General features: G+C 37.3%; 20 protein-coding genes. 9 read left to right on the forward strand and 11 right to left on the reverse strand.

Going from position 1 to position 21,061, the window contains the following annotated elements:
* Window positions 1-14: 14 nt before the first annotated feature.
* The 7 genes from hscA to DJ533_RS09680 all read right to left on the reverse strand — a co-directional run bounded on the left by hscA (window position 15) and on the right by DJ533_RS09680 (window position 5,880).
* Complete coding sequence (hscA, locus tag DJ533_RS09650) at window positions 15-1,874, reverse strand: Fe-S protein assembly chaperone HscA (RefSeq protein ID WP_065993956.1); 1,860 nt, start codon at window positions 1,872-1,874, stop codon at window positions 15-17.
* 32 nt (window positions 1,875-1,906) lie between these two features.
* Window positions 1,907-2,422, reverse strand: coding sequence for a Fe-S protein assembly co-chaperone HscB (hscB, locus tag DJ533_RS09655; protein WP_065993955.1), 516 nt, complete (start codon window positions 2,420-2,422; stop codon window positions 1,907-1,909).
* A 105-nt stretch (window positions 2,423-2,527) separates the two neighbouring features.
* Window positions 2,528-2,848, reverse strand: a complete 321-nt coding sequence (gene iscA, locus DJ533_RS09660; protein ID WP_065993954.1) for an iron-sulfur cluster assembly protein IscA — start codon at window positions 2,846-2,848, stop codon at window positions 2,528-2,530.
* A gap of 46 nt (window positions 2,849-2,894) precedes the next feature.
* Window positions 2,895-3,281, reverse strand: a complete 387-nt coding sequence (gene iscU, locus DJ533_RS09665) for a Fe-S cluster assembly scaffold IscU (RefSeq protein ID WP_065993953.1) — start codon at window positions 3,279-3,281, stop codon at window positions 2,895-2,897.
* Between the two features lie 108 nt (window positions 3,282-3,389).
* Window positions 3,390-4,607 (reverse strand): IscS subfamily cysteine desulfurase, encoded by a 1,218-nt coding sequence (locus DJ533_RS09670; protein WP_065993952.1) that lies wholly within the window; start codon window positions 4,605-4,607, stop codon window positions 3,390-3,392.
* Between the two features lies 1 nt (window position 4,608).
* Complete coding sequence (locus DJ533_RS09675; RefSeq protein WP_065993951.1) at window positions 4,609-5,082, reverse strand: Rrf2 family transcriptional regulator; 474 nt, start codon at window positions 5,080-5,082, stop codon at window positions 4,609-4,611.
* A 144-nt stretch (window positions 5,083-5,226) separates the two neighbouring features.
* A complete protein-coding gene (locus tag DJ533_RS09680; RefSeq protein WP_065993950.1) occupies window positions 5,227-5,880 on the reverse strand; it encodes a hypothetical protein in 654 nt (217 codons plus the stop codon).
* A gap of 198 nt (window positions 5,881-6,078) precedes the next feature.
* Here DJ533_RS09680 and DJ533_RS09685 point away from each other — a divergent pair, with 198 nt between their 5' ends.
* The 3 genes from DJ533_RS09685 (at window position 6,079) to DJ533_RS09695 (ending at window position 8,992) form a co-directional block, all read left to right on the forward strand.
* Entirely contained in the window at window positions 6,079-6,576 is a 498-nt protein-coding gene (locus DJ533_RS09685) for a phasin family protein (protein ID WP_065993949.1), read from the forward strand.
* Window positions 6,577-6,724: 148 nt separating this feature from the next.
* Window positions 6,725-6,997, forward strand: coding sequence for an HU family DNA-binding protein (locus DJ533_RS09690; RefSeq protein WP_065993948.1), 273 nt, complete (start codon window positions 6,725-6,727; stop codon window positions 6,995-6,997).
* Between the two features lie 129 nt (window positions 6,998-7,126).
* On the forward strand, window positions 7,127-8,992 hold the full coding sequence (locus tag DJ533_RS09695) for a SurA N-terminal domain-containing protein (RefSeq protein ID WP_065993947.1): 1,866 nt from the start codon (window positions 7,127-7,129) through the stop codon (window positions 8,990-8,992).
* Window positions 8,993-9,185: 193 nt separating this feature from the next.
* On the opposite strand, the gene ychF is transcribed toward DJ533_RS09695, so the two are convergent.
* Complete coding sequence (gene ychF, locus DJ533_RS09700) at window positions 9,186-10,277, reverse strand: redox-regulated ATPase YchF (RefSeq protein WP_065993945.1); 1,092 nt, start codon at window positions 10,275-10,277, stop codon at window positions 9,186-9,188.
* Between the two features lie 508 nt (window positions 10,278-10,785).
* On the opposite strand from ychF, the gene DJ533_RS09705 reads away from it, so the two are divergent.
* Both DJ533_RS09705 and DJ533_RS09710 read left to right on the forward strand, forming a co-directional pair.
* Window positions 10,786-11,550: a glutathione S-transferase family protein gene (locus DJ533_RS09705; RefSeq protein WP_065993944.1), complete on the forward strand. Its 765-nt coding sequence runs from the start codon at window positions 10,786-10,788 to the stop codon at window positions 11,548-11,550.
* A 240-nt stretch (window positions 11,551-11,790) separates the two neighbouring features.
* Window positions 11,791-12,261 carry an Lrp/AsnC family transcriptional regulator gene (locus DJ533_RS09710; RefSeq protein WP_065993943.1) on the forward strand — a complete coding sequence of 157 codons (471 nt, stop codon included), beginning with the start codon at window positions 11,791-11,793 and terminating at the stop codon, window positions 12,259-12,261.
* Between the two features lie 117 nt (window positions 12,262-12,378).
* Here DJ533_RS09710 and DJ533_RS09715 read toward each other — a convergent pair whose 3' ends face one another.
* Window positions 12,379-13,281: a LysR substrate-binding domain-containing protein gene (locus DJ533_RS09715; RefSeq protein ID WP_171488553.1), complete on the reverse strand. Its 903-nt coding sequence runs from the start codon at window positions 13,279-13,281 to the stop codon at window positions 12,379-12,381.
* Between the two features lie 81 nt (window positions 13,282-13,362).
* Between DJ533_RS09715 and trpB the strand changes: the two genes are divergently transcribed.
* The 3 genes from trpB to DJ533_RS09730 all read left to right on the forward strand — a co-directional run bounded on the left by trpB (window position 13,363) and on the right by DJ533_RS09730 (window position 17,002).
* Window positions 13,363-14,568 (forward strand): tryptophan synthase subunit beta, encoded by a 1,206-nt coding sequence (trpB, locus tag DJ533_RS09720; RefSeq protein WP_065993942.1) that lies wholly within the window; start codon window positions 13,363-13,365, stop codon window positions 14,566-14,568.
* A 4-nt stretch (window positions 14,569-14,572) separates the two neighbouring features.
* Window positions 14,573-15,352, forward strand: a complete 780-nt coding sequence (gene trpA, locus DJ533_RS09725; protein WP_065993941.1) for a tryptophan synthase subunit alpha — start codon at window positions 14,573-14,575, stop codon at window positions 15,350-15,352.
* Window positions 15,353-16,081: 729 nt separating this feature from the next.
* Window positions 16,082-17,002: a LysR family transcriptional regulator gene (locus DJ533_RS09730; RefSeq protein ID WP_065993940.1), complete on the forward strand. Its 921-nt coding sequence runs from the start codon at window positions 16,082-16,084 to the stop codon at window positions 17,000-17,002.
* 198 nt (window positions 17,003-17,200) lie between these two features.
* On the opposite strand, the gene DJ533_RS09735 is transcribed toward DJ533_RS09730, so the two are convergent.
* Both DJ533_RS09735 and DJ533_RS09740 read right to left on the reverse strand, forming a co-directional pair.
* Complete coding sequence (locus tag DJ533_RS09735; RefSeq protein ID WP_065993939.1) at window positions 17,201-18,130, reverse strand: alpha/beta fold hydrolase; 930 nt, start codon at window positions 18,128-18,130, stop codon at window positions 17,201-17,203.
* Between the two features lie 10 nt (window positions 18,131-18,140).
* Window positions 18,141-18,692, reverse strand: coding sequence for a PadR family transcriptional regulator (locus DJ533_RS09740; protein WP_065993991.1), 552 nt, complete (start codon window positions 18,690-18,692; stop codon window positions 18,141-18,143).
* Window positions 18,693-18,856: 164 nt separating this feature from the next.
* Between DJ533_RS09740 and DJ533_RS09745 the strand changes: the two genes are divergently transcribed.
* The gene (locus tag DJ533_RS09745) at window positions 18,857-20,881 is read left to right on the forward strand and encodes an NADPH-dependent 2,4-dienoyl-CoA reductase (protein ID WP_065993938.1); all 2,025 of its coding nucleotides are present in this window, start codon (window positions 18,857-18,859) and stop codon (window positions 20,879-20,881) included.
* The last annotated feature ends 180 nt before the right edge of the window (window positions 20,882-21,061 follow it).

A 21,061-nucleotide genomic window follows, 5' to 3' on the forward strand; every position in this document is an offset into this window, starting at 1 on the left:
TCTTTACCTATAAATTAGTTTGAGTTTGACCAATCATCAAGTTTTGTGCCTTTGAGCGCTTGATCAATATGTTGATTCATGCGTTCAGCAGCAAAAGCATCACTGTACGTTTTTAATTTTTCCACAGCATCTTCAATGGCTTGAATATCATTTGTAGTCAGTTGGGTGCTTAAATGAACTTTGGCTTGATTTAGTGCATTTAACTGTTCAGTCGTGAGTAACTGCGCATCCACTTTAAGGGCTTGCTCTAAAGCTTCCAATTCACGTTGTGCTTCAACTTTAGTTTCATGCAAATGACGTAAATGTTTATCTTCTTCGGCAAATTTATAGCCATCTAACAACAAACGTTCAGTATCTGTATCGGATAAGCCATAAGATGGTTTGATGTCGATTTCAGCATGTACACCTGAAGTTGTTTCTTTGGCAGACACAGTGAGTAGACCATCTGCATCGACCTGAAAAGTCACTTCAATACGTGCTTGACCAGCAGTCATCGGTGGAATACCACGCAGAACAAAACGTCCAAGGCTACGACAATGTTCAACCAAATCACGCTCACCTTGTACCACATGGATCAACATCGCAGTTTGCCCATCTTGATAAGTGGTGAATTCTTGACGGCGTGCTACAGGAATCGCAGTATTACGTGAGATTAAACGTTCAACCAAACCGCCCATGGTTTCTAAACCAAGAGAAAGTGGTGTTACATCTAAAAGCAATGAGCCATCTTGGCTATTGCCGATAAGTTGATTGGCGGTAATCGCAGCACCAATAGCAACTACTTCATCAGGATTAATCGTACACAACGGCTCTTGGTTAAATACGTCAGCCACTGCTTTTTGAACAGCATATGAACGGGTAGAGCCACCGACTAAAACTACATTTTGAATGTCAGCCAGTTCAAGTTTGGCATCACGTAGTACACGTTTACATACACTGATGGTTTTATCTAAAGCGACTTTGATAATTTGTTCAAAATTTTCACGGTCTAAAGTTAAGACTTGATCTAATAGTTTCAGTTCAACAGAGCTATGCTCAGTTAAAGCTTCTTTAGCTTTACGAGCGGTAACTACAAAATGAGCATATTCAGCATCATCAAGGGTTTCGATATTCAGTTGTTTTTTTGCCCATTTCACTATTAAACGATCTAAGTCATCCCCACCGAGTGCGGTATGACCACCTGTGGCTAAAACTTCAAATACACCTTGAGCGAAACGTAAAATCGAAACGTCAAAAGTACCGCCCCCCAAGTCATAAATTACATAGTTACGATCGGTTGCAAGATTAGTCTCTTGGTCTAGACCATAAGCCACCGCAGCAGCAGTTGGTTCATTGAGTAAACGAAGCACGTTTAAACCAGCAAGTTGTGCTGCATCACGAGTTGCTTGACGCTGAGCTTCATCGAAATAAGCAGGAACGGTAATCACAGCACCATTGACAGGATTTTTTAAACTTGATTCAGCGCGATCTTTCAGTTGTTGTAAAATTTCAGCAGAGATTTCGACAGGTGTTTTACGTCCTTGAGCCGTTTCAAACGCAGGCATTTGATTGTCTTCACCGACAAGGGTATAAGGATGTTGAAATTTAATATCTGCTTTCGAACGCCCCATAAAGCGTTTCACTGAAACAATGGTATTTTTAGGATCAGTGGTCACAAATGGTTTGGCAGTATCGCCATAGTCAGAAGCATTTTTTGAATAATGAACAATAGAAGGAAGTAACACGCGACCTTGTTCATCATTGAGAACTTTAGCTTTGCCTGAAAGCACCGTAGCAACTAAAGAGTGTGTGGTTCCTAAGTCGATACCAATGGCGATACGGTGTTCGTGTGGCGCACTTGATTGTCCTGGTTCTGCAATTTGCAAGAGTGCCATTGTGTTACATCCTTAATAAAAAAATAAATAAATTAAAAATCATCATCTAAGTCAAAATCTTCGTCATCTAAAAGCCGATCCTCAGCTTTGTCAATGTCATTCATGACTTTTTGGAAAAAACGCAATTTGCGTACAGTATCACGTGCATCTGCCCAATCTTCATCAGCATAATCAATTTTGAACTCACGCACCAAGCCATCAATCCATTGTTGGACTTCATTTTTGAGTGAATGTAATTGTTCAATATTGTGAGATTCATCCAATTGTTCACGAATTTCTAAAGCAGATTGTAAAAATTCAAAATCATTAATGGATTGATCTAAGTGATGATCTTGCTTTTGCAAGGAGAGAAGATAAGCAGCACGACTGTCGACATTGGATAAGACTTTATAAGCTTGGTTAATCTCACTTGATTTAATCAGAGCTTGGTCTTTGTCTTCGGCTTTATCAGGATGATATTGTTGCTGCAAGTTTAAAAAATTTGATTTTAATGTTGCTAAATCAATATCGAGTGCTTCTGGGAGATCGAACAGCTCAAAATGACTCATGGGGAAAGTTCATCCACGATTAGGTTTTGTATAAAGTAGCAGAATTAAATGTGATTAAAACAGTGTAGGACACTGTTTTAATGCATATTAAAGGTGAATGTCGGCTTAAACGGTAAAAGATTCACCACAACCGCATTCGCCTTTTTTATTTGGGTTATTGAATTCAAAGCCTTCATTCAGACCATTTTTTACATAGTCCATTTCCATGCCATCCAGATACACCAAACTTTTCGGGTCTACAAAAACCTTTACACCAAACTGTTCAAAGATTTGATCATGGGTATCAATGTCATCGACAAACTCAAGCACATAAGCCAAACCAGAACAGCCTGAAGTTTTCACGCCTAGACGAATACCTTCACCCTTACCGCGATTTTTTAAATAATTGCTGATATGAGTTGCAGCATTTTCAGTTAGATGGATCATGAAAACTCCGTTAATTCATTTTTCTGTAAATGGTTAAAAACAGAAATTAAGCTTTAGATTTTTTGCTGCGATAATCTTCAACAGCCGCTTTGATCGCATCTTCTGCAAGTACAGAACAGTGTACTTTTACTGGCGGAAGTGCGAGCTCATTGGCAATATCAATATTTTTGATCGCTTGAGCTTCGTCTAAAGTTTTACCTTTTAACCATTCGGTGACCAGTGAGCTAGATGCAATTGCTGAACCACAGCCATAAGTTTTAAAACGTGCTTCTTCAATGACACCGTTGTCATCTACTTGGATTTGTAGACGCATGACGTCACCACAAGCAGGTGCACCGACCATACCTGTACCTACGTTTTCAGCATTTTTATCTAACACACCAACATTACGAGGGTTTTCGTAATGATCAATTACTTTTTCACTATAAGCCATGATGCTTCTCCAAACCTCGGGGTCAGCGTTGATAATATATAATATTGAGGCATCTTTTTGATTATCAACATGATCTACTCAAAAAAATGCGCTCAATAATATCTGTAATTAATGTTCAGCCCATTCAACTGAATTTAGGTCAATACCTTCTTTATACATGTCCCAAAGTGGTGAAAGGGCACGTAACTTTTCAACCGCAGCTTTGGTGATTTGAATCACATGATCAATATCTTCTTCAGTGGTATAGTGACCAAAACTGAAACGGATAGAACTGTGTGCAAGCTCATCTGATAGACCTAAAGCACGTAATACATAAGAAGGTTCTAATGTTGCAGATGTGCATGCTGAACCCGATGATACAGCGGCATCTTTCAATGCCATCATTAACGATTCACCTTCAACGAAATTGAAGCTAACGTTTAAGTAGTTGGCAACATTATGCTCTGGATGACCATTTAAGAACACTTGTTCAAGGTCTTGTAAGCCATTCCAAAGTTTGTCACGCAAGATGCGTAAGCGTGCTTGTTCCGCATGTAAGTTTTTACCTGCAAGTTCAAATGCTTCACCCATCCCAACGATTTGATGCGTTGCCAAAGTACCTGAACGCATACCACGTTCGTGACCACCACCGTGCATTTGCGCTTTAATACGCACACGTGGTTGACGACGTACATAAAGTGCACCAATTCCTTTAGGACCATAAACTTTGTGACCTGAGAAACTCATCAAATCAACTTTCATGGTACTTAGGTCGATTTCCACTTTACCAGCAGCTTGTGCAGCATCAACATGAAAATAGGTTTTATTGGCACGTGTCAACTCACCAATAGCAGCAACATCAGTAACTGTACCAATTTCGTTGTTCACCATCATGAGTGACACAAGAATAGTATCTGGACGAAGCGCAGCTTGTACCATTTCAGGTGTAATTAAGCCTGTACGCTCTTCAGGCTCAAGATAAGTAATCTCAAAGCCTTCTTCTTCAAGCTCACGGCAAGTATCTAAAATTGCTTTATGTTCAATTTTAGAGGTAATAATGTGTTTACCTTTAGATGCATAAAATTGAGCAATACCTTTGAGTGCAAGGTTATCAGACTCAGTTGCACCTGATGTCCACACGATTTCACGTGGGTCTGCTTTGATGAGGTTAGCGACTTGTTCACGTGCATATTCAACTTTTTCTTCTGCTTGCCATCCGTAAGCGTGTGAACGTGATGCTGCATTCCCAAAGATACCATCAAAGGTTAAGCATTCCATCATACGCTCTGCAACTTGAGGGTCGACAGGAGTAGTTGCTGCATAGTCAAGATAAATAGGACGTTTCATGTCAAATACCTGTAGCCGATAGAAGGGCTGAATCTAAACTTGGAGTATTTTGGCGTAGTGCAACTGTTTGGACATTGTCACGTGCAACAAGATCAGCAAGCGTAATTTTAGCTAAATAATCGGCAATATGATGGGAGAGTTCTTGCCATAAATCATGTGTTAAACACATTGCACCGTTTTGACAGTTACCTTTATGGTCACAACGTGTTGCATCAACGGTTTCATTTACGGCTTCAATAATTTCTAATACTGTAATTTCTGCGGCATTGCGCGCTAGGTAATACCCACCGTTAGCACCACGAACACTAGAAACAAGACCATGACGTTTAAGTTTAGCAAACAGTTGCTCAAGATAAGCGACAGAGATCGTTTGACGAGCTGCAATTTCTGCAAGCGTGATCGTTTGTTCAGTTGGCTGCAAAGCTAGATCAAGTAGAGCAGTCACTGCGTAGCGACCGCGAGTAGTTAGGCGCATGATTCGATACACATGTTATTAGACTAGATAGGATGATTCTATGAATCCTGACTAAAATAGTCAAGTATTTTTAGGAATAATTCAGACTAAATTGGTAAGGTATTTTTCTATTCATTTCTTGTTTTGTAAATTTCCTATTATTTATCAGGAAAATATTTGCCATAAATTATACACAATTAACGTAATAAATAGAACAAAAATCACGGATAAAAGAATATTGGTGGTTTTTTGTTTTTGCTCCATACGACGGATACGATTTTGATATTGTTTTACCTCAACTTGTAAGTTATTGATTTTAGAACGTTGTTGATCGATTTTATCTAGAAGTGGCGCAATTCTTTTGCGTGAACCTAAACCTGATTCATCATTTTTTGGATTTGTAAGCCATTGTTTCCAGTCCGAAAGTAATTTAGGGATAGTAAATGATAAAATGAGATCTCGAAATTGTTCTTTAAGTACGTCTTCACCCTCAATACGCATTTTTTTCATACTACGCCGATTTGCAAAGACAAAGATTTGGATCAAATCTAAGACTGTACTGCTCACAGCCAAATCTATAGCTTTTTCGGGTTCTTTTAAGTCAAATAGAATGCCTTTGTCTGTGAATTGAATATAAAAATCCACATAAGGAATATAACTATTTATTTTGATGGTAATTTGCTTTGCAACAAAATGTTTGGCTTGCAAGCGAACAACACGGTCGTGTTTTAATACAAATGAGTAAAATGTTTCCAAAATAATCATTAAAGTATTAAGCAACAAACGACTTTGACCCTGTTTTTGTTGCGATTCGCTCATAAAAAATTCCTATAATCTAAACAGAATATCCAATCCCGTGTAATATTTATGATGGAGAACTAGCTCACATTTAAATAAAATAATACTTTGCTTTGTAGAACAGTTTTACAAAAGGTTCAAGTGATTTATTTGTTATTATAACGATATTTCGCATTTTAATGATTATATTGTATAGAAAATATACAGGAGAGAAATGGAATGGATGTAGAGAACCAAATTTCAAAGGATGATCTAAGCGTGCAAGCAAAAAAAGAAAAAAAACATACAAGAATTAAATCTTCACGCAAGTCTTCTCTTGATTTTAGAAAATATACTAAACAAATTTGGTTGGCAGGTTTAGGTGCTTTTTCTCGTGCAGAAGAAGAAGGGAATAAGTTATTCGACGCTTTAGTAAAAGTAGGTGAAGAGCTTGAGTCTAAAAGTGTAGAGGTCGATGAAACTGAGGTTGAACAGCAAACTCATAAAGTGGTGGAGAAGACTAAAGAAACAGTAGCTGAAACTAAGGAAAAGTTTGAAAAGACATTAGATGCGCATGTTAATCATTCATTGAATCGGATTGGTTTGGTCACAGTCAAAGACATACAGCATTTGGAGGCTTTAATTTTACAGTTACACCAAAAGGTGGATGGTTTGGTCGAAGAGAATAAAAATCTATCAGAACGACTCCAAAAAATAGCCAACTCCTCACTTGAATGAGTTAATTTTGCATTTTTTAGTGCTTATTTTTAAGAAAAGCGATGGTGTAGTCTTGCGTTTCCCCCCAAAGCATTGCTATAAAGTCAGCATGGCCTTTCAAACCACAACCTTGAATCTTAAACAAACGATATAAGAGGATGTAATCTTCATGAATAAATCAGAATTAATTGACGCGATTGCAGAAAAAGGGGGATTGTCTAAGACTGATGCTGGTAAAGCATTAGATGCGACTATTGCTTCAATTGGTGAGGCGTTAAAAGGCGGAGACACTGTAACTTTAGTTGGTTTTGGTACTTTCAGTGTGAAAGAACGTGCAGCACGTACAGGTCGTAATCCTAAGACTGGTGAAGAACTTCAAATTAAAGCAAGTAAAGTACCTAGTTTTAAAGCAGGTAAAGGACTTAAAGATTCAGTTGCATAATCTTAAAAAGTTCTAAACGCGCCTTTAGGGCGCGTTTTTTATGTATTCAAGCAATTAAATCGACTTAGCGCATTCATTCGTATACGAATATCAGTTAAACTCCCTAGCAAATAAAATATTGGAAGATTTATGGAATCGTTTCGTAAACTCATAAGAGGCTGGCTCGGAAAAGTCCTACTGGTTTTATTTTTAACTCCATTGGCATTGGTTGGTATTGAAGGTTATTTCAGTGGGGGAAATAAAGCAGACGTAGCGAAGACTGTAAATGGTCAAGACATTTCCAATAAAGATTTAGATGCACAAACCAAAGGTCTGAAAGACCAATATTTAAAAATGGTTAATGGTGATGAATCGTTATTGAATAATGATTTTATTAAAAATGCAGCTTTGGATAGTCTCATTGCACGTGCCTTGTTGGTTCAGCAAGCTGAAAAACTAGGTATTTCTTTAAGTGATGGGCAAATTGAACAAATGTTGGCGCAACAACCGAGTTTTCAGGAAAATGGTAAATTTTCTCAACCACTCTATGAAAATTATCTGCGTTCAGTCGGGATAACTAGTTCAGCTTTGATTGCAAATCTTCGTCAAGACCACGCATTACAAATGTTGATGGGAACATTTACCAATAACGCCTTGGTGAGTAAAGTCGACTTAGAATTGATTGCTAACTTGCAAACTGAGCAACGTAATCTTTATTTAGCAAGTGTAAAACTTGATGAATACAAACAAAATGTCAAAGTCAGTAATCAAGAAATAGCCGATTATTATAATAAACATCAAAATAAATTTAAGCAGGTTGCATCTGTTGATGTCGATTATGTGGTGTTAACACCTGCAATGCTGCCACAAGCAAGTCAACAAGTTTCGGCAGTTGAGCTGGAAGAGGCTTATGCAGCATTTGTGGATCAACAAAAGCAGAATGCAAAACGTGAAGTTAAACATATCTTGATCACAACAGATAACCGTAATGCGCAAGAAGCAGAAAAACTAGCCAATGATGTTTATGCAAAAATTAAAGCAGGCATGACATTTACGCAAGCTGCTGCACAGTATTCTGAGGATGATTCATCCAAAGCTAAAGGTGGCGTGATTGAATATACTGAAGGGGTATTTGACAGTAGTTTTGACAATGCTGTGAAATCAGCAAAAAATGCTGAAATTACTCGCCCTGTAAAAACGCAATATGGTTATCATCTGATCGAAGTACAGCGTGATGTTGGAGAGATTCCAACATTTGAAGCGAAAAAAGCAGAATTGACAGAAGAAGTACTGAAGTCTAAATCAGCGAATTTATTTGCAGATACTGTAAATAGCTTGAACGAACAAGTTGTCAGTAATGATGCTTTAGATATTATTTCAAGTGAAGTGAAAACTGCAAAAATCGAATCTGTTAAAGGTATTACAGTGGCAACAACCAATCCTGTATTGGCTGATCCAAGTGTCAAAGCAAAAATATTTAGCGATGATGTAAAAAATGGTGATCGTAATGTGTCGAGCAGCATTCAGTTAAAAGATGGCAATACCGTTTGGGTAAAAGTGCGTGATTACCATGCAGCAGGGGTTCAGCCTCTAGCCCAAGCAACTGCACGTGTTAAAGCTCAATTGATTCAAGACAAAGCAGTAACTGCGGCAAAAGCGAAAATTGCAGCGATGTTGGAGGACTTTAAGAAACTGCCTGCACAACAAGTGTTAGCGAAGTATCCATTTACTTTTGAATCAGCAGGAATGTTTACACGTTCTCAAGGCTTAAAACGTGAAATTGAACGTGCTGCCTTCAGTGTTCCAGCACCTAAAGCAGGGATGTGGTCGGTCACTACAGCTTCTTTACCTGATGAAATGGTCGTTGTTGGTGTTGCTGAAGTGAAAAAAGCACCTGTTGATAGCTTAGATCCAGCACAAGCACAAGAGTTAACTCAACTTTACCAAAGAATGCGTGGTCAACAATTATTGGATGACTATACGCAATACTTAAAAGCCAATGCAAAAATTAAGTAATTGGATTTGATAAGAGTAAAACCTCAGTTTAGGCTGAGGTTTTTTTCTGGCTTAAAGAAAATACATAACAAAAAGAGAAACGACTCTAAGGCTTTAAATCAGGGAAATGCAGTAAGTAAATTAAAGCGTGATAAAAAATTAAAGCACCCAAATGGATGCTTTAAAATGGAAGATATAGAGTAGTTAGAAGAATTTAGACATTAAAACGGAAATGTAGAACATCACCATCTTGTACTACATACGTTTTACCTTCTAAGCGCCATTTCCCGGCTTCTTTTGCACCATTTTCACCGTTATATTGAATGAAGTCATCATAAGCAACACATTCAGCACGGATAAAACCTTTCTCAAAGTCTGTGTGAATCACGCCTGCAGCCTGTGGTGCTGTTGCGCCAACTTTAACAGTCCAAGCACGAACTTCTTGAACGCCTGCGGTGAAGTAAGTTTGCAGACCAAGTAATGCATAACCTGCACGAATAACCACGTTTAAACCAGGTTCTTCCACCCCTAAAGCTTCTAAGAACTCAGCACGATCTTCATCTTCAAGAAGTGAAATTTCAGCTTCGATTTGGTTACAAAGCGGAACAACGATGGCATTTTCTTCAGCAGCTAACTTTTTCACAGCTTCTAAATGTGGATTATTTTCAAAACCATCTTCTGCAACGTTCGCGATGTACATAGTTGGTTTTAATGTCATTAAACCAAAACCACGAACAAGTTTACGTTCATCATCATCCAAGTCTGCTGCACGTGCAGGTTTACCTTCATCAAGCAAAGGTAAGATTTTGTCTAATACCGCTTTGGTTGCAACAGCTTCTTTGTCGCCACCTTTTGCAGATTTTGCTAAACGAGTCACTGCTTTGGTGACGGTTTCTAAGTCAGCAAGTGCAAGTTCAGTGTTAATGGTTGCAATGTCATCTAATGGATCAATTTTACCATTTACATGGATGACATTTTCATCTTCAAAGCAACGAACGACATGTGCAATCGCATCAGTTTCACGGATGTTTGCAAGGAATTGGTTACCTAAACCTTCACCTTTAGATGCGCCAGCAACTAAACCTGCAATATCCACAAATTCCATCGTGGTTGGAATGACGCGTTGGGGTTTTACGATGGCTGTTAATTTGTCTAAACGTGGATCAGGTACTGGCACGATACCTGTATTGGGTTCGATGGTACAAAATGGAAAGTTTTCCGCAGCAATAGCAGCTTTAGTCAATGCATTGAAAAGTGTAGATTTACCAACGTTCGGCAAGCCGACAATACCGCAATTAAAACCCATGAAATAACTCACAAAGTGTTATCTAAAAATTGCAGATGATTTTACATGAAAGCAATGACAAAGTCAGGTATAAGCTTTAAGATTTAAATAATTCAAAAAATCCAAAATACTTGTATATATAAAAAATGGCTACTTTCAATATTCAAGAATACAAGAACAAATTAAGCAAATAAAAGTAGAGTTTTGGAAAGTAGAGCGTTCTTCACGTTTGCAGTGGCTTTTTGAGCATTATCCAATCGGCGCTAAAGATTATTATATTGCCTATTATTTAATTACCAACAATACGTAGAATAAATTAAAACGCAGAAATTTATTGCAATATTATTTACAAAAAATACCTTATGCATCATAGGAATAAAGAGATATAAATTTTAGTGCTGATATTTGAATATTTGACTGATTCTTTGAACAAAAAGTACATTGTAATTTAACAATGGAGTCGCTAAAGTAAATGTAATTACTAGGAATTATCCTAAAGATTTGATTAAAAAAATAATTTGGAGATTTTATGCGCATTCTTTACCAATTTCCTTTATCGCATTACTGTGAAAAAGCACGTTGGTTACTTGATCATAAAGAATTAGATTTTGTAGCGCAGAATATTATACCTGGAGTACATCGGGCATTTGCTCAACTGAAAACAGGGCAAAATAAGCTTCCAATTTTAAAAGATGCTGATCGTTGGATAGCTGACTCAACCCAAATCGCACTGTATTTAGATGACATTTATCCAGAACACACATTGTTACGCTCAGATGCAAATTTACGTCAACAAGCCTTAGACATTAATGTTATTTCAAATGAATTAGGGCAGCACGTACGCCGTTGGGGGTTGGCTCAAGCACTTTTAGTCAGTGATGAACCACTTGAGATTATGATTGGTGAAAAAGGATATTTACGTCAATTTGAGAAATTTTCCAAGCCGATATTAAAAACTTTGGTGTCCAAAAGCTATCAATTAGATGCTGAAAAAGTTGCAGACTCTAAATATAAAATGGATGAAATCATCCAACAATTAAATGACAAATTAGTTGAAAATCAGTGTCGTTATCTCGTGGGTGAGCGCTTAGGTTTAGCAGATATTGCAGTGTGTTCAATGCTTGCACCTTTATTATTTATCAATGGTACACCTTGGGAAATCGAGTTTGAAGACAGCTTATCGGATGAGGTAAAAAGCTATCAGGAAGCATTATTAAGTATGCCAATCGGGCAGTATGTACAACGGATTTATTTGACAGAACGTAATGCGCGGGTGGACTGGCGTGGGATTTAAGCACTGCGTATTTTTGATATTTTAATTATTGCTGGTCATTTGATTTCAAAGTAATTATGTGAATATATTTGTTTAATGGTTTGTTTAAAGATACAAATAGTCAGAGCATTTCTCTATGTATAGTGAAATGTAGTGAAAAACATTTTCACAATAGTTGTAAATTGAGAAATATTTTATCAAAATAAAACGCTATAATTTAGGGTGAACTAATATCACCTATACCAAATAATGGAGTTTTTAATGGAACTTGATCGTTACGATAAGCAAATTTTAGAAATTTTAACCCATGAAGATATTAATCTAAATGAGCTATCTGAACGTATCAATTTATCAGTAAGTTCTGTACATCGCCGTATCAAGCATTTGATTGAAACGGACATCATGACCAATTTAAAACGTGATATTAATTATGAGAAATTGGGCTTCAAATTGCATGTGATTTTGCAAGTATCATTAAGCAAACATGATACTGATACATTTGCTAAATTTTTAGAAGAATTAGAAAATATTCCCGAAGTGATCAATGCTTTTTTAGTCACAGGGCAGTCGGCTGACTTTTTAGTGGAAGTTGTTGCGAAGGATATGGAAAATTATAGCGAAATATTATTGAAACGTATTGGTAAAATTGAATTTGTAGTGGCATTACATTCGAGTTTTGTGATCAAAGAATACAACGTCTTTAATTGTAGTGGTTTGCTAAGTCGTGTGTAAATTTTTAAATCCTATGAAAAATAAGATCAAAATTAAAACTGCTTGATGCTTTGTAATATTTTGACTTATTTTTCGTGTGAGCTGTACTCAGTAGATCAAACTGGTGACTTTAAATTATTACTCAACTTGGGTTAATAACCATCGTTTAAATATTTGAATATTTTCATCTTTTAATCGTGTTTTTTGACAGCATAAAGAAAACAATAAACCACATTCGATAAAATCAAAAGGTGCAGCTAAACGCCCATTTAAAAGTTCTTTTTCAACTAAACTTTGTGGTGCAATCGCAACCCCTAAACCTGAGGCAGCCGCTTCAATCATCAAATTAAGATGATCAAAATGACGTTGCTGTTTTGCTTGAGTTAAGTCCAAATTGCTTTGCGTTGCCCACATTTCCCAAGCATGCTGATTTGACTGCGTGTGTAATAGCGTTTGCTGAAAAATATCAGATTTATGTTGTAATTGTTGTACACGTTCAGCTGTACAAACAGGACCGATTTGATCCTGAAAAAGTGTAATATTTTGAATCGCATCTGGAAATTTTTCAAACTGCGTGTGGTTAAGAATCACCATATCAACCTGATGTTTTTCTAATAATTTTAAATCATTGCTAGTCATTAATTTAATAGAAATTTCAGGATATTGCGCTTCAAAACTTTCTAACTTTGGAATTAACCAGTGTGCCATAAAACTACTTGGTGCGGCTAAAGTTAAGCTGTGCTGTGTTGGTTGTTGGCGAATTTGCTCAAGACACTGATCAAGTCCACTAAATAATTTTACACAATTACTAAATAAAGCTTGTCCATCTAAAGTAAGTGTTGCGCCATGCGCATGACGAATAAGTAATTTTTTCCCAACCCATGTTTCAAGTTGTTTAATTTGGTGGCTCACCGCACTATGCGTTACACACAGTTCTTCAGCTGCCAAACTAAAACTGTTATTGCGTGCAACAACTTCAAACATGCGTAGCGAATTAAGAGGTGGAAGTTGATATTTTGCCATGATGTTAGTTTTTTTCACATAATGATCTGAGTTTATATCAATTTTCAAATGCTGCAAAATCCATAAAATAAAAAGCAATGAAGAAATTGGATAAAAGACATGGCAGATTTATATACAGGTGATGGACCAGATCAACTGGGGCGTTTTGGACAGTTTGGTGGTAAATACATACCTGAAAGCCTGATGTTGGCGATTAATGAATTAGAAGCGGCTTTTAATGAAATAAAAAATGACCCTGAATTCTGGGGAGAATATCAGCAACTATTAAATGATTTTGTAGGTCGCCCTAGTCCACTATTTTATGCAAAAAATCTAACAGCACTGTGTGGTGGAGCTAAAATTTATTTAAAACGTGAGGATTTAAATCACACTGGCGCACATAAGATTAATAATTGTATTGGGCAAATTTTACTTGCTCGAAAAATGGGTAAAACACGCATTATTGCTGAAACAGGGGCAGGGCAACATGGGGTAGCAACGGCTACAGTTTGCGCACTATTTAACATGAAATGTGTCATTTTTATGGGAGAAACAGACGTACAACGTCAACAAATGAATGTTGAGCGTATGACCCTGTTAGGGGCAGAAGTACATAGTGTGAAAAAGGGCAATGCAACCCTCAAAGATGCGATGAATGAAGCATTGCATGATTGGATCAGTAATGTAGAGAGCACGTATTATCTCTTGGGAACAGGTGCAGGACCACATCCTTATCCGATGATGGTACGGGAGTTTCAAAAAATTATTGGTAAAGAAGCACGTGAGCAAATTTTACTCAAGGAACAAAAACTTCCTGATGCTTTAGTGGCTTGTATAGGTGGTGGTTCAAATGCCATAGGTTTAATGCATGCATTTTTGAAAGATGAAAGTGTACACTGTTATGGCGTAGAAGCTGGAGGTAAAGGTTTAGACACTGCTTTTCATGCAGCATCATTATCAGGGGGTAAACCAGGGGTATTACATGGAAACTTGACTTATCTGTTGCAAGATGAAGATGGTCAAATTCAAGAGGCACATTCCGTTTCAGCAGGTCTAGACTATCCTGGTGTAGGACCTGAGCATGCGCTGTTAAAAGAAACTGGACGAGTTGAGTATGTCAGTGCTACAGATCAAGAAGCAGTTGAAGCCTTTAAATTACTGACACAAAAAGAAGGCATTATTCCGGCTTTAGAAAGTTCACATGCGGTTGCTTTTGCGTGTCAATTGGCAAAAAAAATGCATCCAGAACAAGTCATCATTGTCAATCTGAGTGGTCGTGGTGATAAAGACATGCATACCGTAAAAAATTATAAAAATGAGGAATGATCAAATGAATCGTTTAGATGTTCGTTTAGCTGAATTAAAACAAAAGCAGCGCAGTGGTTTGGTCTGTTATTTCACCGCAGGCGATCCTGATTATCAAAGCAATGTTGAATTGTTTACACAAATTGGTCAGGCAGGGGCAGATATTATTGAATTAGGTATGCCTTTTTCAGACCCTGTGGCAGATGGTGAGGTGATCGAGGCAGCACATCATCGGGCGATTGCACAAGGACAAACTTTGACGAAAACCTTAGAGTTGGTCAAAGAGATCCGTAAAAAAGATGATCAAACCCCGATTGTTTTAATGGGATATGTTAACCCCATATTGCAGTATGGCTTTAAACAGTTCTTAAAAGATGCCAAGGGTTTGATTGATGGGCTTTTAATTGTAGATTTGCCTTATGAATATCAACGTGAATATTTACATGAAATTGAAGAAAATCATATTCATTTTATTTGTTTAACTTCACCATCCACACCTGAGCAACGCTTGGCTTTAATCGCAGAAAATGCACAAGGTTTTTTGTATCATGTTTCTGAAAATGGGATCACGGGAATGCAGCGCAAACAGCAAAATTTGGACGAAAAAATCAGTCAATTAAAGCAATATTTTGATATTCCTGTCGGGGTGGGTTTCGGAATTAAAACAGAACAAGACGTTGCAGCTCTAAAAAATAAAGCGGATTTAGTGATTGTAGGAACAGCACTAGTGGATTGTTTTGCAAACTTGGGGGTAGATGCGACTTTACAAAAAGTTAAAGCTTTTGCTGAGGTTTTAAGTGCATAAATTAATAGGGATTTAGACGTTTTTAGAATTTAAAGCGATTATCTACGTTAAAGCCGAGTTAAATGATTAACTCGGCTTTATATCTTAAAGTTTTAAATTTATTTTATGTTTTTAGTTGTGCTGGGATAGTAATGAATTTCTAGTACACCCATGAAGATAAGTGCTTAATGTGTGCTTGGTGAACTCCGAATTTCATCATTTAAATGCAGAAAAACTCCTCATGACAAAATGATCATGAGGCTGTGCGCATTCTTTTATATTTTATAAAGTGTTAGTTTATTTATTTTTAGTGTGAAGTGTTATATTGATGCGAGTCAATTCAACGCTGAGCGTTTAGGCTCTGTTGAGATAACTCAAAAGATAAGTTTAAATTGACATTTTCATTCACCCGAGTGGTTTAAGTGGTTTTAACTTCAACCCGTTCATCATTAAATAAAACTCGGTATCAAGCAAACGCATTAATTTCATGTTGTAATGAAATTAATTCATCTCTTTTTTATTGGATTTAGTTATTTTCAAGGGCTAAAATGGACGTTTTTTATGATGAAATGGTTGTGAGTATATGCTTTTGCTTTAGGAATTCATTACTTAGATATATAGCTAGACACATTGTTCTAAAATTCTTTTATAACTTATAAATGCTTTAACAAGACATGTTTACTGGTTCATTTGAGTTAAAGCTAACGCATATTTATCTGCCTAAACTATATTATTCTACTGGATGTATCCATGCTTGAAATTCGTCATCTCAAAACTTTAACCGCTTTACGTGAGCATGGTTCACTGGTTGCTGCAGCAAATGACTTATGTTTAACGCCATCAGCAATTTCCCATCAACTGAAAGAGTTGGATAATTGGTATGGGGTTGAAGTGGTTAATCGTCGTAGTCGACCTGTGACTTTCTCGAATGTTGGAGAGCGTTTACTTAAACTTGCAGATGATATTTTGCCGCAGATTCAAATTACACAGACTGATATTACTCGTATCGTGCACGGGCAAACAGGAAGAATCATTTTTTCCTCTGAATGTCATAGTTGTTTTGATTGGCTCATGCCTTTGTTAAATCAATATCGCTCACAATATCCTGATGTTGACTTAGATTTTGCTTCTGGTTTTGAGGCAAATCCACATGAATTATTACAAATTGGTGAGTTTGATTTGTTGATTACCGCAGATCCTATTGCTTTAAAAGGCATAGAATATTTTCCAATTTTTGAATATGAATCTCGTTTAGTCTTGTCAAATACACATGCCTTGGTGCGTGCAACGCATATTACTGTACAAGAGTTGGCAGAAGAAACGCTGATCACTTATCCTGTAGATAAACATCGTTTAGACATTATGTCGAAGCTTTTTCTTCCTGCAAACATTCAACCAAAACAAATTCGCACGACAGATTTAACTCAAATGCTGATTCAGTTGGTCGCAAGTGGTCGGGGAATTGCGGCATTACCTGATTGGGTTGTGAATGAGTATGAACAAAAAGGTTGGGTGACGTCACGACGTTTAGATTGTGTCGCTGAAAATGGTTTGCGGCGTACTTTATATGCAGGCTATCGTATTGAAGAAAAACAGAAAAGTTATTTTGAAGGATTTTTGAATCAATTAGATCGTTTTTCAAAAAAACGGATGGTTTATTATCACGCTTAACAGGTTTAAATAATGCTGTCTTATTCAAATAAAATTAATGATGCTCTTTAAGCATATAAGCCTTGTGGACAGTAGTTTTTCATTGTTATTGGGTTGATTTAACTGAGATTTAAAAACTAAATAAAAAGAACAACTTCCATAAACAACATAAAGAAAGATAGCTATGTTGTTTATGGAAAAATTGTGATCAATCTATTTTTAAGCTGATTGTTTTAACTGCGCATGTCTAACTAAAAAAGCAGAAATTTCTTTACCAAATTTCACAGGTTCAGTGATTAAAGGTGTATGCCCAGAACGTTCAAAAATAATGCTTTGTGCGTTTGATAATTGATTGGCAATACGTTTTTGTCCTTCAGCAGGATATAAAGTAGATTGTTCACCAATAAAGAATGTTGTTGGACAGTTGAGTTGGGTAATTGCAGCACGATAGTCCTCATCGTGATTTAAATAGTTATCGATATACCATGTCATATAGTCTAAACGTCTGATCGGTAAAAGATGTTTTTGTAATTGTGGTCGTTTCAGCGCCAAATTAAAAATAAACGGACTAAGCTTGTTACTACCTTGAATTTTAATGAAATTAATCCACATTTGTACCAGTTCAGTTCTCGGCTCAGGTGGAAGCTCATCCACAAAACGATAATCTTGGTATTGATGCAAAAAGTCCGAATAGTCTTTGAGAAAGCGTTTAAATTTAAGATGCTTTTTCCCAAATAAACCAAACTGCCAAGCATCATCCGTTGGAATTTTAGGGGTTTGGTCAATATGCAAATACGCTTTTAACTTTGTTGCCAAGTTTCCATATTGCATGCCATGCATGGCGGTAGTTGCGCCCATTGAGTAACTAATGAGCATAAATTGATCCAAACGCATTTGTTGAATGAGGCTATCAACGTCACGCCAATGGTTGTGAATAGCATCCAAATCTTGTGGAATTTTGCAGGTGCGTGAACCCCCAAAACCTCGCCAGTCAGGAATGATAAATTTATAGTTTTTAAGATTAGTAAAAATAAAAGGCAGCCATTGCCAGCTCTGCATTCCTAAACCAGATAAAATTAAAACAGGTTCACCTTTGCCAATTTCTCGGACAAAAAGTTGTTCACCATCTGGCATTGTATAATGAGGCATGGCATTTCCTTTATTTTTGTGTATTGCATTCAAATTGCTGTAAAGTTGGAATGAGTTGTTCTAACCAATCAATCCAACCACGTTCTAAATCTATGCCTAATTGTAAAATCATTTTATGAATAAACAAAGTTCGATCTTGGGGATCTGCATGGGCAAAATCTTTGGCAAAAATTTGTTGATAAAGCTTTAAGTTGTCACGGTGTAATTCTAAATGACGCTGTAACTCTGGTAAAACAGTATTTCCACCAAATTGTGCTTCGACTCTTAGGCGCACCATTAACTCTTCACGTAGCTGTGCTGGTTGACCTTGCTTAACTAACCAATCAGTTAACTCAATACGTCCAAGTTGCTCAACTTGATAGGTTTTTTTACGCCCTGTATCTGCTTGATCCTCAAGCGTGGAAATCCAACCTTTTTTTTGCATCGCATTCAGTTCACGATAAATTTGTTGATGCGTTGCATTCCAAAAGAAACCCATAGAGCGATCAAAACGACGAGCGAGTTCAAAACCAGTGCTCGGTTTTTCGATTAAACTCGTCAATAAAACATGGGCTAAAGACATTTGGTCATATTTCGCAAATAAAATGGATGTAAAATCATTATGCAACATGTTGCATAAAATGCAAATCTCCATTATAAATAAATCTATTATGCAACTTGTTGCATTAAAGATTTCATAAAGTAGACTAAAAATATTAGCCAGCGAAAGCAAGCCAAGGAGTTCACATGTCTAATTATCCGCATTTACTTGCGCCTTTAGATTTAGGCTTTACCACATTAAAAAACCGTGTCTTGATGGGGTCAATGCATGTTGGTTTAGAAGAGGTTGAGGGGGGCTATGAGCGTATGGCTGCATTTTATGCAGAGCGTGCGGCAGGTGGTGTCGGCTTAATTGTAACAGGCGGAATTTCACCGAATGATCATGGTGTAACTTTCTTTGGTGGCTCTAAACTCGATACTTTGGAAGAGGCAGCAAAGCATAAAGTCATTACCCAAGCCGTGCATGATGCAGGTGGGAAAATTGCATTACAGATTTTACATACAGGACGTTATTCTTATCAGCCTGAAAATGTTGCACCCTCAGCCATTCAAGCGCCCATCAACCCAACTAAGCCACATGCTTTAACGTCTGCTGAAGTACAGCAGACCATTGCCGATTTTGCTAACTGTGCAAAAATGTCACAAGTGGCTGGTTATGATGGCGTGGAAATCATGGGGTCAGAAGGTTACCTGATCAATGAGTTTATCGCTGCACGTACCAATCATCGTGATGATGAATGGGGTGGAAGCTATGAAAATCGTATTAAATTTCCGATTGAAATTGTGCGCCGCACCCGTGAAGCAGTAGGTGAAAACTTCATTATTATCTATCGTTTATCTATGCTTGATTTGGTCGAGGGTGGCTCAACTTTAGAAGAAGTGATTCAACTTGCTCAAGAAATTGAAAAAGCAGGTGCAACCATTATTAATACAGGGATTGGTTGGCATGAAGCCCGTATTCCAACGATTGCAACCAAAGTTCCTCGTGCTGCATTTACCTGGGTAACGAAGAAATTAAAAGGCTCAGTCAAAGTGCCTTTAATCACTTCAAACCGTATCAATACCCCAGAGATGGCAGAAAGTGTATTGGCACAAGGTGATGCAGACATGGTGTCGATGGCACGTCCAATGCTTGCAGATTCGCACTTTGTTGCTAAGGCGGAACAAGGTCGCGCAGATGAAATCAATACTTGTATCGGTTGTAACCAAGCGTGTTTAGATCATATTTTCTCGATGAAAATTGCAACGTGTTTGGTCAACCCACGTGCATGTTATGAAACTGAACTCATTTTTAAAGATACAGCAACCCTTAAAAACATAGCAGTCATTGGTGCAGGTCCAGCAGGTTTGAGTTTTGCAACGTACGCTGCTGATCGTGGGCATAAAGTTACCATTTTTGAAGCATCCAATCAGATTGGTGGTCAGTTTAATATTGCCAAAACCATTCCAGGCAAAGAAGAATTCTATGAAACTTTGCGTTATTTCAAACGTAAAATTGAATTACAACCCAATATTAAGCTTGTGCTGAATCATACCGCGACCTATGAAGAACTTAGCGCTGAACAGTTTGATGAAATCGTGGTAGCAACAGGGGTTACTCCACGTCAGTTAAATATTGAAGGAATTAATCATCCTAAAGTATTAAGTTACATTGAAGTATTGCGTGACCGTAAGCCAGTTGGCAAAAAAGTTGCCATTATTGGTGCGGGGGGTATTGGATTTGATACGGCAGAGTATCTATCTCACGAAGGTGAAAGTGGTAGCTTAAATCCTGATAAATTCTATGATGAATGGGGAATTGATACCTCTTATGAACATGTCGGTGGACTTAAACAACCTATAATTGAACCATCACCACGTGAAATTTACTTATTACAACGTAAAACCAATTCGGTAGGTGCAGGTTTAGGAAAAACTACAGGTTGGATTCATCGTGCTGGATTAAAACATCGTCATGTCAATATGATTGCAGGTGCAAGTTACGAAAGAATTGATGATCAAGGTCTACATATTACTGTGGGTGATAAAGCCATGATATTAGATGTGGACAATGTGGTGATTTGTGCAGGACAAGAATCTTACACTGCGATGTTTGATCAACTTCAAGCAGATGGAAAATCAGTACATTTGATCGGTGGTGCGAAAGAAGCAGGTGAATTAGATGCAAAACGTGCGATTCGTCAGGGTGCTGAATTGGCAATGGTGATTTAAAAATTAATTATATTCTCATATTAAATAATTTAATGGATGTTCCCTCTCATTTTAGGAGAGGGTTAGGGTGAGGTGCTTTTGAATTTCATTTCCCCTCATCCCAACCTTCTCCCAGAGGGAGAAGGAGCTTACATTGCGTTAATCTTAGTGTGAATATTCTGATTCAATAAGGACATTAAA

Source organism: Acinetobacter defluvii, assembly GCF_001704615.3.
Classification (GTDB): Bacteria; Pseudomonadota; Gammaproteobacteria; order Pseudomonadales; family Moraxellaceae; genus Acinetobacter; species Acinetobacter defluvii.